This is a genomic window from Roseobacter sp. HKCCD6576-2 (genome assembly GCF_013179285.1).
Lineage (GTDB): Bacteria > Pseudomonadota > Alphaproteobacteria > Rhodobacterales > Rhodobacteraceae > Rhodophyticola > Rhodophyticola oceani.
In genome coordinates this window covers 395,429-408,091 of the sequence record NZ_WVNW01000003.1, presented here as the reverse complement: position 1 = coordinate 408,091, position 12,663 = coordinate 395,429, and the positions used below count along the sequence as shown (strand labels likewise).

Here is a 12,663-nt window from a genome sequence, read left to right as displayed (position 1 = left end):
TGACAATGCTGATCCGACCGCCGATGCAAGCCCCGTCCGGTGCCAGCCTTCTCTCGACAGTTTTGCCCGGAAAGTGCTCCTCATGCGTGCCCGCCCCACTCTCTACTCTCTGCTCATGGCCTTCGCAATTGCCGCGCCCGCCACCGCCCAAGACATCACGCCCCGCTTGGCCTTGGAACTGAACCGGATCGACCAGCTCGACGCCGCGTGCCGTCTGACATTCCTGGTGGAAAACGCTTTGGGCACGGATCTCGCCGCGCTGGCTCTGGAAACCGTTCTGATCGATGCCGAGGGGCGCGTGGATCGTCTGACGCTGTTCGAGTTCGGCGCACTGCCCGATGGGGTGCCCCGTGTGCGCCAGTTCGATGTTCCAGGCCTGTCCTGTGACGGGCTAGGGCGGGTGTTGATCAATGGCGTGGCCGAGTGCAGCGCGGGCGCGGCCTGCGCCAATGGTCTGGAGCTCTCAACACGCATGAATGTTGAGGTGATCGGCTGATGGACATCGCAGCCCTCTTAGAACGCCTGATCGCACTCATCGACCTTGGCGGGCCGGTGATCGCGATCCTGCTTGGTCTTTCCGTCTTGGTGGTTGCCGTTTTTCTCTACAAAATCTGGCAGTTCTGGTCCCTCGGAGTGGGCCGCTATGCTGCAATCGACCTGGCTGTGGCGGCACGCGATGCCGGCGATGAAGTCGCAGCACGCCGCGCCCTATCCGCCAGCCGCAACCATGTCGCGCCGGTTCTGAGTCTCGCGCTCACCAGCGACAAGGCCCAGAAATCCCGCCTGATTGCGATGGCGGAGGACCGGTTGGCGGAGGTCCAGCGCGGTTTCCGACTGTTCGACAGCATCGCGCAGATCGCTCCGCTTCTGGGTCTGTTTGGAACCGTGCTCGGTATGATCGACGCGTTCCAGGCGCTTCAGGCGGCAGGCGATGCGGTCGACCCGACCGTGCTTGCGGGTGGCATCTGGGTCGCGCTTCTGACCACCGCTGCGGGCCTGGCAGTGGCCATGCCGACTTCTCTGGCGCTGACCTTTTTCGAAAGCCGCGCGGCGCGGGAGCGGGCCAGGATAGACCTCGCGCTCGAAACACTGTCCCACCCAACGCCCGGAGCGCTGCTGAACGACCCGGCGCAAGCGCGCGTCCCCTCGGCGCAGGGATCGGCCCATGCCTCTTAAGCTCGCGCCGTTCAAACGTCGTCCGGTGACTCTGACGCCGCTGATCGATATCATCTTCCTGCTGCTCCTGTTCTTCATGCTCAGCTCCACTTCCTCGCGCTTTGCCGAGATTCCGCTGCTGAATGCCGGGAGCGGGACCGCAAGTGAAACAGCGCCGCTCTTCGTGCAACTTACGCCCGACACGGTGGTTCTGAACGGCACCGTTTTGCCGTTGGAAGCATTAGTCCCGGCGATCAACGCCCTCGGCGCGGAAGAAACGCAACCTCTGCTGGTTACCTTGCATGGGGAGGTGTCTTCGCAACGTCTGGTGGACCTGCTGACAGTGATGCGCCGCGCCGCGGACCTTGCCGTGAGCGTGTTGGAGTAGCCGAAATGGCGCTGGCCCCCATCATGCCGCGTCGGCGGTCGGAACCTTTGATCGCGCTGATCAATATCGTGTTCTTGATGCTGGTCTTTTTCCTCGTCACAGCAGCCATCGCGCCACCGCTGGACCGGTCGGTCAGCCTTGTTGAAACCGCTCGACTAGACGGGCGTGCGCCGCCCGATGCTGCCGTGGTTCGCGCCGATGGCACCATGCTCTATCGCGGCGCCGAGATCACGTCGGAGGGTTATCTGACCGCGCGCCTGTCAGAGATGTCCGGACAGACGGCCTTGCGCGTGGTGCCGGACCGAGACCTGCCCGCGGCGCGGCTGGTGGCCATAGCGGCGGAGTTGCGGCTTGCCGGGGCGGAAGAGGTCTGGATCGTGACCGAACGGGGGCTGCGGTGAGGGCGCGCGCGGCGCTTGTGGTGGTCTGCGCCGGGACGCTGTCCCTGGCCCTGCATGCGGGCGTTTTGGCCATCCTCGCGCCAGCCGAAGAACAGACGCTCGCCGGGGGACCGACGCAACTGGCGATGGTCGGCAATGGGTTTGAAGACGCTGTCGCAGGCACAATCAGCAGCACCACCGATCCCGAACCTATCGAACCATCGGAGGTGGATCCGATGGCGGTCAGGGTGACCGAGCCGGTTACGGCCCCCCGCACTGAGGTGCCTGATCAGGTGATGGACCCCGCGCCTACCTCGGCATTAGAGGCCAGCCCTTCAGCTGCTGCACTCGAAGCCGCTGACGCAGCTATGGCGATACTTCCAACCGCTCCAACACCGATCGCGCCCGAGCCCATAGCAAGTCTACAAACGCCCTTGGCGACGCCGACTCAAAGAATCGCGGCAACCGCCGCAGTTCCCACGCCAATGGCCTCAGCGACGCCCGCACCGCTGGATACGGTTGTCGGCCAGAGCCCTCCGGTCGTTCAAACCCCCACCGCCGAAACGCCGCGCCCGCAGCAACGCCTGACACGACCCGGGCGCACGGACCCTCCCGCGCCCTGGCAGCCGCAAGGCAATGCTCAAGAAACCACACGGGTCGGACGTGCCGATGGTGCGGCCCCTGGCACGGCGGCCCAGACGCAGAGAGGCGACGTTGGGCAAGCGGCGGAGGACGGGCGCGCCATCGCCCGCTATCCGCAGCAAGTCCTGCGCCGGTTGAGCCGTATCCGTCCTCCAAATTCGGAGGTCGAGGCCGCCGCCGTAGTGGCATTCACCCTAACATCCAATGGTGGCCTGGCCCAACTGTTCGTCGCGCGCAGCTCCGGAAGTGCCGAATTCGACAGGTTGGCCTTGGCCTATGTGCAGCGCGCGGTGCCTTTTCCAGCGCCACCCATCGGCGCACAGCGTCGCTTCAATGTCACAGTGCGCTCGCCGTAGACCATTGATCTGAGATAAACCGGCACAGTACTTGACAATTATAGTCAGAAATCCGTACCAGGATGCTGAAGCACGCGCCCCACCCTTCCATGGCAGGACTGCGAGACACTCACGCAGACTTGGATGGGAGACGACATGCGTCGCAGCCTTCTTTTACTTACGTCGGCCCTTGTCACCAGTTTCGGCAGCGCCGTACACGCTCAGGACCTGAACCCGGACTTGGGCTTTGACCTCGGGACCATTTTTCTTGGTTCGGCCCTGCGCGATGACCGCGCAATTCTGGACACCCCCGTGGCCGCTTCGGTCGTCGAGGGCGAGGAGTTGGCCGAACGCCAGGCGGGCGATTTTCAGGAGCTTATTGGCGACATCCCAGGCGTGACCATCAACGGCGGCCCACGGGGTATCTCGCACGAACCGAACATCCGCGGCTTCCGCGACGAGCAGATCGTGCTGCGCTTCGATGGCGGGCGTTTGAACTTCGGCTTGGCGCACCGGGGCCGGTTTTTTGTCGATCCCAGCTTGGTGCAGCGGGTCGAAGTGGTCCGCGGTGGCGGCTCGACGCTCTTCGGCTCAGGCGCGCTTGGCGGGGTGATCTCGGTCGAGACGGTGGATGCCGCAGATCTCTTGCAAGAGGGGCAGACTATCGGCGGGCGCGTCTCGCTCGGATATAGTTCGAATGGCGACCAGATTGACGGCACAAGTGCGGTCTATGCCGACTATGGGCAGTTAGATCTACTCTTTGCGCTCTCCGGCCGGCAGATTGGGTCTAATCTGGAAGCCGGCGACGGCATCGAAATCCCAGTCTCGCAGATCGACAGCGGCAACGCGCTGTTCAAGGTCGGGTTTGAGCCGAGCGACGGCAGCCGGTTTGAGTTGAGCTACTCCCTCTATCAAGACGATACGATTGTAACGGCGAACTCCAACAACAACCCGGGCATAACAAACCCGGTCGTAGACCGCGATGCCGATGTCCGTGATCTTCGGTTGAGCTGGGAGTCCAACCCCGCGAATTCGGATTGGCTCGATCTCTCGGTGCTGTTTTACGCGACGCGGTTAGAAGTTACAGAGGCTCGCGTTCCACCAGCAGCGGCGCGCCTGGACGAAACGCGCTATGACACCTACGGCTTCGAGATTGTGAACCGCTCCACGTTTGATATCGGTGTGCCAGTTGACATAGTCTATGGGTTCGAGGCGTTCCGTGACACCCAGGAGGGAACTCGGAACGGCGCACCACGGCTGTCCTTCCCAAATGCCGAGGCGACCACATACGGCATCTTCGCCGAGGCCACCTTTGGCCTAACCAGTCAACTGGACCTAATCGCGGGCGCGCGCTTCGATAGCTACGAGCGTGACCCCGATGATCCGACGCTGGCCGCCGTGTCGGAAGAGTTCTTCTCTCCCCGGATCGGGCTCAGCTATCGGCCCAATGATAACTGGCAAATCTTCGGCAATATCGCGCAGTCTTATCGCGCGCCCACTTTGAGTGAGCTCTACAACAGCGGCCAGCACTTTTTCGGCAACAACTTTGTCCCGAACCCGAACCTGCGCCCAGAGGAGTCGCTGCAATTCGAGATCGGGGCACGCTTCGACGGTATGGATGTGTTCCGCTCTGGCGATCAACTCAGCTTCGGCGCCAATGCCTATTACGCCACAGTCGATGACTATATCGAGCAACTGGTGGACATCCCCGGTGGCACCACCACCAGCTCCAACGCCGCCAGCGCCACGCTCTACGGTCTAGAGGCAGAGGTCGACTATGACGCGGGGGCCTGGTTCCTCGGCGGCGGGTTGTCGATCGCGCGGGGCGAAAACGATGTTGGCGGCGACTTGGGCTCAATCCCGCAGGACCGCCTGACGTTAGAGGCGGGCGTGCGTCCGTGGGAAGACTGGGAGCTTGGTGCGCGCGCTGTCTTCGCTGCGGATCAAGACCGCGTACCAGCAGGTGGGACGCCAAGCGATAGCTACCAAACCCTGGATCTCTACGCCACATTCGCCCCGGACAGCGGTCCCTTGGCGAATGGGACGATCCGCTTCGGCATCGATAACGTCTTCGATGAGGAATACACGATCTATCCCAACGGCCTTTCGCAGCCGGGTCGGACCTTCGAGATCTCGGCCACCATCACCTTTTGAGGCCTGGTGGGTCTTTTCTCTTACCTTGCCGCCGCGCAACCCTTTGGCCGCGGCGGCCTTTTTTTGTTGATCGTCACGCGGCCGCGTCTTTGGCGATGTGCTGTATCGCCGAGAAGCCTTCGAAACTCGGGTGGCCCTCATGCAGTTTGCTGGTCATGCCCGCGTTCTTATGGGCCTCTCGGAACTGCTCAGACCTGGTCCAGGCCTTGAACACCCCTTCGCTTTCCCAGACGGTGTGGGACGCATAGAGGATCGTGCCATCCTCCTGCTCTGGACCTTTGAGCATGTGGAACTCGACAAAGCCCTCCATCTCTTTAAGATGGCTGTCGCGGCCAAGCCACAGCGCCTCGAACGCTTCGGTGTTCTCGGCACGCACGGTGAACCGGTTCATCGCAAGGTACATCAGGTCTCTCCTTCGTCTGATTTTGATCGTCAGCCCGCGCGGCGGGCCATATGGGGCAAAAGATAGGTAGCGGGCGCAGGTGGAGCCGTGCTGACGCGGAGCTCGCAATCATAGGCTTTGCTCAGCAATTCGTCGGTCAGAACGTGGGCCGGCGGGCCAGTGGCCAGACAGCGCCCGTCGGACAGAAGGATCACCTGATCGGCATACATCGCGGTCAGGTTCAGATCATGCATGACAGCGATCACACCGCCACCGTTGCGGGCATAGGCAGCCATCAGGTCCATCACCTCAAGCTGGTGCCCGATATCGAGGCTGGAGACTGGTTCATCCAGCAACAGCCAGCGCGGACCGCCCGGGCTAGACGGCTCCCAGACCTGTGTCAGGACACGGGCCAATTGCGCGCGTTGCTGCTCACCACCGGACAGTTCCTGATAAAACCGACCCTCGAACCCAGCGAGCCCGACCCGCGCGAGTGCCTCTGACGCACGGCCCTCGGGTGGTGGGGTCGCGCTCGCCATCATACCAAGCCGGACAATTTCCAGCACAGTGAAGGGAAAGGCGATCCGGCTGGCTTGCGGCAGGACCGCCCGCCGAGCCGCAAGCTGCCAACCGGGCAGAGCGGCGATGTCGGAACCCTCAAGCCGGATGATGCCGTCATAGGACAGTTCCTGGGTGACGGCTCGCAATAAGGTCGTCTTGCCCGACCCATTCGGGCCAACAATCACTGTGACCTGGCCCGGCGCAGCGGCCAGCGATACGCCCTTCAGAACCGCGGTGCCCGAGAGGCTGACATGGATATTTTCGGCACTCAGCATCAGCGTCACAGGTCCAGCAAGCTGCGGTTGCGCAGCAAGATCCAGAGGAAGAATGGCCCGCCCAGGGTGGCGGTCACGATCCCGATGGGCAATTCAGCTGGCGCAATGATCGCGCGCGAGATCATATCAGCCGCGATCAACAGCGTCGCGCCGAGGAGCGCCGCATTGGGAAGCAAATAGCGGTGATCCGGACCGATCATGATGCGCAAAAGATGCGGAACCACGATGCCGACAAAGCCGATCCCACCCGAGACCGCGACGGCAGCCCCCGTCGCGGCGGCGACGGTCAGGATTGAGATATTCTTCATCCGCTGCACCGGGATACCGAGATGCGCTGCCGGGGCCTCCCCCAGGGCCAACCCGTTCAGGGACCGCGCAAGAAACGGTGTCGTGGCCAGCGCCATGAGGATCAGAGGGCCGGCGATCAGTACCTTGTCCCAGGTCGCCCCCGCCAGAGAGCCGAGCCCCCAGAATGTTAAGTCGCGCAATTGCGCATCATCTGCCATGTAGATCAGAACTCCGGAGATCGCACCTGCCAGGGCCCCCATCGCGATCCCCCCCAGAAGCATAACCGCCACCGAGGTGCGTCCACGGCTGGTGGAGATGCGATAGAGCAGGATGGTCGTCAGCCAGCCACCCAGAAACGCCGCCAATGGCACCAAGTAGTAGCTCAGCACGTCCCGCAACATTAGCGGCAACATCCCGCCAAGAACGATCGCCGTGATCGCGCCAAGCCCGGCACCCGCGCCGACGCCCACCAGCCCGGGATCAGCCAACGGGTTACGGAACAGGCCCTGCATCACAGCCCCCGAAACCGCCAGCGCGGCACCGACCAGGATGCCAAGCGCCAAACGCGGCAGTCGGATATCGAACAGGATGATGGCGTCCCGCGCGTTGATCGCTTCACCCCGTATCAGCAGCCAAAGCCCGTTCCACAGGCTGGCACCCGAGGCCCCGACGCTTAAGCTTGCCACCGACATGATGATCAAAAGACCCGTGAGGCAGATCATCGCGACCTGGGCACGCCCTTGCCGATCGCCGAATGTTGGTCCACTCACATTGTGCGCAATCGGATCTGCGATGGTCATTCTCTACCCCCGCGCTCGGCGAAACGCTTCGCTCAGCGCCTCAATAGCCTCGGGCGTGCGGGGGCCGAACCCCAATAGCAGCAGGCCCGGCTGACGCACGATAGCGCCGTTTTTCGCGGCCGAAGTTCGACCGAGGACTGGATGCGTCAGAATCTCGGAGGTGTCGGCGTCGTGATCGCCTGTGCGGTCCATCATCAGGATCACATCCGGGTCCGCCAACAGCACCGCCTCATCACTAATCTGCTGATAGCCGTCGAAGCCTTCCATCGCATTCACCCCGCCCGAGAGCCCGATGATGCCTTCCGCAGCGGTATCAGCCCCCGCGGCCATAATACGGCCACCCTGAAGCGACAGAATGAACAAGACTCGCGGCGCAGTGTCCGACCCGTGAGGTGCAATGGCCGCACCGAGCGCCACATCAACCTCTGCCGCGAGTCGCGCGCCCTCCTCTGGGACGTCTAACGCCTCAGCGACTACGCGGATTTTTTCCAAAACCGCGTCGCCATCATAGCCTTCGGGGATGGTGACGATCTCGATATCCGCGGATTGCAGTACCTGCATGGTCTCGGGCGGTCCACTGCCCTCGATTGCAATGATCAGATCCGGGCCGACCGACAAGACCCCTTCCGCCGACAAAGCCCTGACATACCCTACATCCGGCAAGTCAGAGGCCTCTGGAGGAAAGCTGGAAGTCGTGTCCCGCGCAACCAACCGGTCGCCCTGGCCGAGCGCATAGACGATCTCGGTCACCACGCCACCCAGGGCGAGGACCCGCTCTGCCGGATCAGCCCGCGCTGAAGACAGCATCATCACAAGAATCACAAATGCGCCGATAAGGACAGCCGGTCGTCGGTGCCTGAAGCGGAAGAAAGCGCGGAGAGCGTCTGTGTCGATAGCCGTCATGTCTACTCCAATGGCCACTGCGGAGTCGCGATGTCGGCTGGTTTGGTCGATGAGTCGACCGAACTGGCGGGGATCGTTTGACTTATCTGACTAAATTACTCAAGAACTGGAATGTTTACAAGTAGCCCGTGACAGAGCAGCGAGGTTGCAACCACAATTGCGTTGTTCGGATTTTCGACCTCGGCAGCTGATGGGTTCCGAGAGGTTTTCCATGGTTGAGCCGCGCTTGGAAACAGAAGACGACAGGCGGTAAATCAGGGGCAACTTGGACCTTCGATTTCCGTATCAAGTATCGCCTGCTCGGCTGACTGATGGGGCTGACCGTGGTGCAAATGATAATGGGTAAAATAGTTGATGCGACCTTACGGGGCTTAATCGAGAGGGTATGCATTGCACAGTCGGACGCCTAGGACCGGTGCGACGGTCAAAAGATGAACAGGGACTTTGAGCGTTGAGGCACGCAGAGCCGCTAGAAGCTGCATGAGGTGCGTCTCATTTGTCGCTCGGTGCATCGTTGGTCAGCACCGTCTGATCTTATTGGCGTAGCCGGTATAGGTGCCACAGAAACTTGCGCAGACCTTTCCGGGCTGAACCAGCCGATGCACAGTTTGTTGGAGACGTAATGCTAGAATGCCTATTGGTCCGACACACAGTGTGCCGCCCAAGCTTGCATCATCGGGCGGCGTTGCTCGAGTAAGTCGGTCCGGTGATAGGCGGCTTCTGTCTCGGACTTAACGGCATGGGCGAGAGCCCTTTCCGCAAGCTCTCGAGGATACCCGGCCTCTGATGCCCAGTCCCGAAAGCTAGACCGGAAACCGTGGGCGGTCGCGGGACGGGTCTCCACGTCGCTGGCGACTTTTTGATCGCGCAAGAGCTTTGTGAGTGTCATGTCACTCAAGGGCCGCCCGGCCCTGTTTGCGAAGACGAACCGGGAGCCATCTTCAAACTGGGCACGGAACTGTAGAACTCGCAGAGCATCCCGCGACAACGGGACCCGGTGTCTCAGGCCCATCTTCGTGCGCTCCGGCGGAATGACCCAGGTTTGGTTCTCTAGGTCAAACTCGTCCCAGACGGCAGATCGTACCTCACCCGATCTTGCCGCCGTCAGGATCAAGAACATCAGGGCCTGGAGTCCGACACTTGGATTTGGGCGCCTGAAAAGCGCCTGCCAAACGGTCGGCAGAGCGCGCCATGGCACGGCCGGGAAGTGCTGAACTCGGTCCCGTTTTCGCGTTTGCCTGGGGAGCAGGGCGTCGACGGCCGCAACAGGGTTGCTGGCGACAAGACCCTGAGCCAAGCACCAGGTCATCACGCGCTCACATCGTTGCCGAACGCGTGTCGCCGTTTCGGGCTTGGTCAGCCAGATTGGGCGGAGGACATTGGCGAACTCCATCGTGTGTAGGTGATCCACTGTGACTTGGCCAATCAAGGGGTAGGCATAGGTTCGGAGTGTGTTGATCCACTGATCGCGGTGCTTCTTGTTTCGGAACCCCGGAGCAAGAGAAGCATGAACCGTCTCAGCGGCTTCCGTGAAGGTTGGTCTGTCCAGTTTTGGCACGACTTCCGCCTGATAGATCTTCGCGTTATCAATCGGATCAATACCCTCGGCAATAAGCGCTCGCGCCTCGAACGCCTTTTGCCGGGCGAGCGCGAGCCCAGTTTCAGGGTAGACTCCCAGCCCCATATCGCGTCGCTTGCCCGTCACCGGTGAAACATATCTTAAGATGAACCGACCCCGCCCATCTTTCGATCCCGCACGCAAGTAGAGGCCCGCGACCCCGCCCACATGCAACGGCCTCTCACCGGCTTTCAGCTTCCGCGCCTTGAGATCGGTCAGCATTTTCTTTCCTTCAACTTGACACTTGGTCCCACATCTAGACCCACATCCGCAGAACGATTGATTGAGACAAGTCAAGACGGAAAGCAACTGCGCAAACACTATTCGGTCTAAAATAATAGGTTATTGAGCGAATCCCGGACACATGAAGACGAGATGTGACAAGTAAATGGCGGACACCTCCTCCGCCATCGACGCCCTAGAATCTTGTATCTATGCGACCCAAGCTTACGAAAATAATACGTTTGTTGATACGTGGCCCTTCTGCGCCTTGCGTGTGCCAGCGCATTAGGTCGGCAGCAATATGGCTGCGACGAAAACGCGACATGCAGACGTGAGGCTTGCAGCCGCTTTGATCCGGGACGTTTAGCACCCAGAAGATGTCACATCAGCGGCACCCTCGCCGCTACATGCGGGTTTATTCGCAGCTGGGTTTCCGGCGACATAGATATGGCCGCGCCTCCCCCACCTCCCGAAATCCAACCGGATGTGCTGGATCAAGCTTCATTCTGGCACTCGCCGAGAATCGAAGATATATTCAGTATGACTATTATGGAGGTAACGGGATGCGCTGGCGCGACTCTGTGTGTTCTATCCCTGCCGCGCAGTTCAAGGAGCATATCCGAAGAACTGTGGAGTTTAGCGCCCTGCATGGCGCTGCGGTATGGTTGACGTGGTCCTTCATTTATCCAGCCCAACAAACTCTTCTAGGCGAAAGCCCGCACGCCATCGCGTTTTTCGCGCCAGCCCTGCTGTTCTTGCCGGCAGCTATCAAAGCTTTGGCAACCTGGATGTATGCGTGGTGGGCGGCGATCTATATCCTTCCGACGGCAATGCTCCAGCACATGATCCTTGGCTTCGGATGGGACGTTCAGCACTTGTTGGTGCTTCTTGTCTATCTCATCATGCCACCACTGATGAGAAATCTCCTGCAGCTCGCAGGCCTCAAGTCAGGTCGAGCAAGCGCTCTAAAGTCATGGCGCTCCATGTTTGCAATACTATTGATGTCGTCGATTGCCACCGCAAGCGCCCTCATCTTGGTTCACGAAACCAGTTTACCATTGTCTCAGACACTAGCCTTCATTGGGCTGGTTCTTGTGGGTGATGCAGCAGGCGCAGCGATCATCTTGCTCCTTCTGATCGTGTATTTCCGCCAACGAGATATTGCTAGGCGGCAAGCCGCCCGCAGGGATGAAATCTAACTTTCAAAACGACCCGCCAACTCAGATATCAATCCACCGGCGCGCTGCACCACACACAACAGCTGGAAACGGAGCAACTCACCCGACGAATGTAACCGGCGACAACGATATCATCCGGGATATTTCATCATATTGACTTTTTTGTTTAACCATTTAGACACTTTCACCAAGCCGAACACGAGCTGAAGGGCCGATCGTTACAGGCAGTGCGTTAGGAGTTGTGATGGTATTTCAGTGGCACTCAAACAAGGAAGGTTCGACAGCTTTCAGTTTTCTCGTTGGAGTTAGTATTAGTGTCGTCGTGTCGATGGCCTTCATATCGAGACACATTCTAGGCTCCGATACACCTTGGTGGATGACGTTTCTTGCCTATGCGGCATTTACGGTGGCAAGCGCGTTCTTAGCCGCCGGGCTTCTTGGTCGCTTTGCGCGTCGGAGCAGCCACTGGACGCGCAGATGCAATATGTTACGGCACGAACCCGCCATGCGGCACAAACGCGCAACACATCCGGCCATTTCGGTCGGAGGCATGAGAACCACACGGGCTGCCCCCTCCCCCCAAACAAACAGCCCCTGTGATCTGCATATGCGCCTTTCGCCTGGGGCGATGAGACACAAAAGAGCGTTTCTGCAACAGCCCTCCAGTTCGAAAGACGACCCCCCAATCGCCACACCGACCCTTAGAGTGATAGAGGGTGGACACGGGCGTACCGAAACGCCGGATAAAATCGGCATTGATATTCGGCTCTTTGGCACACCGGATGCGCGAGAGATTTCGGTCGCCGACCGCATAACCAGCTTGTTGGGGCAGAATATCTCCCGCCCACCCGCCTCCGTCACGCAACCCTCTGGGATTGGTCGTGTGAAATTCCCAAAGGCGACAGCAGAGGCGTCCAAGGAAGATTGGCATCAGTTGGAGAAGCTCATGTCGGCAGCTAACATCGTTTTCGTGGATGCTGATCTGAATGGAGATATCGTCGACACACTTGATCTCTGTATGCGCATGAGAAACAGCGCGCCAGAGACGATCATCATCTGGGTTCCAGTGAAGCACAAGGAGACGGCCTGACCATCAGAACGTCTCTCAAATCACGGCTCACACAGAGCGTGGTGCATAAAAGTGTTATCCGCCCAATCCGCCAAACGCCTCCCGTCACCTGATCCCCGTCAATGCACAAAGTTTAGTGCCAGAAGACAAGGCGCAACGCTTGATAGCATCCCGCCAACGGATCGGTGGCGGTTTCCACCAGATGTCGCCAATCTTGAACCTGGGCGCACCTAATAAGCGCCTGACTTCGACGACTCAGGCCGGTAGTGCTGCTGCCGTTAACTCGGAAATTGTTTCCATCTGAGACGCATTC

The 12,663-nt window shown here is 60.3% G+C and carries 14 protein-coding genes; 9 read left to right on the top strand and 5 right to left on the bottom strand.

Annotated elements, in window-relative coordinates:
* Positions 1-82 precede the first annotated feature (82 nt).
* The 6 genes from GTF44_RS14540 (at position 83) to GTF44_RS14515 (ending at position 5,054) form a co-directional block, all read left to right on the top strand.
* Positions 83-496 (top strand): hypothetical protein, encoded by a 414-nt coding sequence (locus GTF44_RS14540; protein ID WP_171561942.1) that lies wholly within the window; start codon positions 83-85, stop codon positions 494-496.
* Entirely contained in the window at positions 496-1,176 is a 681-nt protein-coding gene (locus GTF44_RS14535) for a MotA/TolQ/ExbB proton channel family protein (RefSeq protein ID WP_171561945.1), read from the top strand. Before GTF44_RS14540 ends, GTF44_RS14535 begins: the two co-directional genes overlap by 1 nt.
* Positions 1,166-1,543, top strand: a complete 378-nt coding sequence (locus GTF44_RS14530) for a biopolymer transporter ExbD (RefSeq protein WP_171561947.1) — start codon at positions 1,166-1,168, stop codon at positions 1,541-1,543. The genes GTF44_RS14535 and GTF44_RS14530 overlap by 11 nt, the downstream gene beginning before the upstream one ends.
* Positions 1,544-1,548: 5 nt before the next feature.
* Entirely contained in the window at positions 1,549-1,944 is a 396-nt protein-coding gene (locus GTF44_RS14525; protein WP_253261333.1) for a biopolymer transporter ExbD, read from the top strand.
* The gene (locus GTF44_RS22560) at positions 1,941-2,921 is read left to right on the top strand and encodes a TonB family protein (protein ID WP_171561949.1); all 981 of its coding nucleotides are present in this window, start codon (positions 1,941-1,943) and stop codon (positions 2,919-2,921) included. Before GTF44_RS14525 ends, GTF44_RS22560 begins: the two co-directional genes overlap by 4 nt.
* Positions 2,922-3,056: 135 nt before the next feature.
* Complete coding sequence (locus tag GTF44_RS14515) at positions 3,057-5,054, top strand: TonB-dependent hemoglobin/transferrin/lactoferrin family receptor (RefSeq protein WP_171561951.1); 1,998 nt, start codon at positions 3,057-3,059, stop codon at positions 5,052-5,054.
* Between the two features lie 73 nt (positions 5,055-5,127).
* Here GTF44_RS14515 and GTF44_RS14510 read toward each other — a convergent pair whose 3' ends face one another.
* From GTF44_RS14510 to GTF44_RS14495, 4 genes are read right to left on the bottom strand one after another with little or no spacing between them, the layout of a single operon-like run.
* The gene (locus GTF44_RS14510; protein WP_171561953.1) at positions 5,128-5,457 is read right to left on the bottom strand and encodes an antibiotic biosynthesis monooxygenase; all 330 of its coding nucleotides are present in this window, start codon (positions 5,455-5,457) and stop codon (positions 5,128-5,130) included.
* Positions 5,458-5,486: 29 nt separating this feature from the next.
* Positions 5,487-6,272: a heme ABC transporter ATP-binding protein gene (locus GTF44_RS14505; protein ID WP_171561954.1), complete on the bottom strand. Its 786-nt coding sequence runs from the start codon at positions 6,270-6,272 to the stop codon at positions 5,487-5,489.
* 5 nt (positions 6,273-6,277) lie between these two features.
* Entirely contained in the window at positions 6,278-7,360 is a 1,083-nt protein-coding gene (locus GTF44_RS14500) for an iron ABC transporter permease (RefSeq protein ID WP_171561956.1), read from the bottom strand.
* A 3-nt stretch (positions 7,361-7,363) separates the two neighbouring features.
* Entirely contained in the window at positions 7,364-8,170 is an 807-nt protein-coding gene (locus tag GTF44_RS14495; RefSeq protein ID WP_171561958.1) for a hemin ABC transporter substrate-binding protein, read from the bottom strand.
* 42 nt (positions 8,171-8,212) lie between these two features.
* Here GTF44_RS14495 and GTF44_RS22440 point away from each other — a divergent pair, with 42 nt between their 5' ends.
* A complete protein-coding gene (locus GTF44_RS22440; protein ID WP_301270781.1) occupies positions 8,213-8,344 on the top strand; it encodes a hypothetical protein in 132 nt (43 codons plus the stop codon).
* Between the two features lie 553 nt (positions 8,345-8,897).
* Here the strand turns inward: GTF44_RS22440 and GTF44_RS14490 are convergent.
* Positions 8,898-10,103 (bottom strand): site-specific integrase, encoded by a 1,206-nt coding sequence (locus tag GTF44_RS14490; protein WP_171561960.1) that lies wholly within the window; start codon positions 10,101-10,103, stop codon positions 8,898-8,900.
* Positions 10,104-10,666: 563 nt separating this feature from the next.
* Here GTF44_RS14490 and GTF44_RS14485 point away from each other — a divergent pair.
* Both GTF44_RS14485 and GTF44_RS14480 read left to right on the top strand, forming a co-directional pair.
* On the top strand, positions 10,667-11,302 hold the full coding sequence (locus GTF44_RS14485; RefSeq protein ID WP_171561962.1) for a hypothetical protein: 636 nt from the start codon (positions 10,667-10,669) through the stop codon (positions 11,300-11,302).
* A 607-nt stretch (positions 11,303-11,909) separates the two neighbouring features.
* Complete coding sequence (locus tag GTF44_RS14480) at positions 11,910-12,371, top strand: hypothetical protein (protein ID WP_171561963.1); 462 nt, start codon at positions 11,910-11,912, stop codon at positions 12,369-12,371.
* Positions 12,372-12,663: the final 292 nt, after the last annotated feature.

Excerpts from the sequence above, each read along its gene's own strand:
- GTF44_RS14535 (WP_171561945.1), top strand. The coding sequence starts at position 496 with ATGGACATCGCAGCCCTCTTAGAACGCCTGATCGCACTCATCGACCTT.
- GTF44_RS14505 (WP_171561954.1), bottom strand. The coding sequence starts at position 6,272 with ATGCTGAGTGCCGAAAATATCCATGTCAGCCTCTCGGGCACCGCGGTT.
- GTF44_RS14530 (WP_171561947.1), top strand. The coding sequence starts at position 1,166 with ATGCCTCTTAAGCTCGCGCCGTTCAAACGTCGTCCGGTGACTCTGACG.
- GTF44_RS14480 (WP_171561963.1), top strand. The coding sequence starts at position 11,910 with ATGAGACACAAAAGAGCGTTTCTGCAACAGCCCTCCAGTTCGAAAGAC.
- GTF44_RS14490 (WP_171561960.1), bottom strand. The coding sequence starts at position 10,103 with ATGCTGACCGATCTCAAGGCGCGGAAGCTGAAAGCCGGTGAGAGGCCG.
- GTF44_RS14515 (WP_171561951.1), top strand. The coding sequence starts at position 3,057 with ATGCGTCGCAGCCTTCTTTTACTTACGTCGGCCCTTGTCACCAGTTTC.
- GTF44_RS14525 (WP_253261333.1), top strand. The coding sequence starts at position 1,549 with ATGGCGCTGGCCCCCATCATGCCGCGTCGGCGGTCGGAACCTTTGATC.
- GTF44_RS14495 (WP_171561958.1), bottom strand. The coding sequence starts at position 8,170 with ATGATGCTGTCTTCAGCGCGGGCTGATCCGGCAGAGCGGGTCCTCGCC.
- GTF44_RS14510 (WP_171561953.1), bottom strand. The coding sequence starts at position 5,457 with ATGTACCTTGCGATGAACCGGTTCACCGTGCGTGCCGAGAACACCGAA.
- GTF44_RS14485 (WP_171561962.1), top strand. The coding sequence starts at position 10,667 with ATGCGCTGGCGCGACTCTGTGTGTTCTATCCCTGCCGCGCAGTTCAAG.
- GTF44_RS14500 (WP_171561956.1), bottom strand. The coding sequence starts at position 7,360 with ATGACCATCGCAGATCCGATTGCGCACAATGTGAGTGGACCAACATTC.
- GTF44_RS14540 (WP_171561942.1), top strand. The coding sequence starts at position 83 with ATGCGTGCCCGCCCCACTCTCTACTCTCTGCTCATGGCCTTCGCAATT.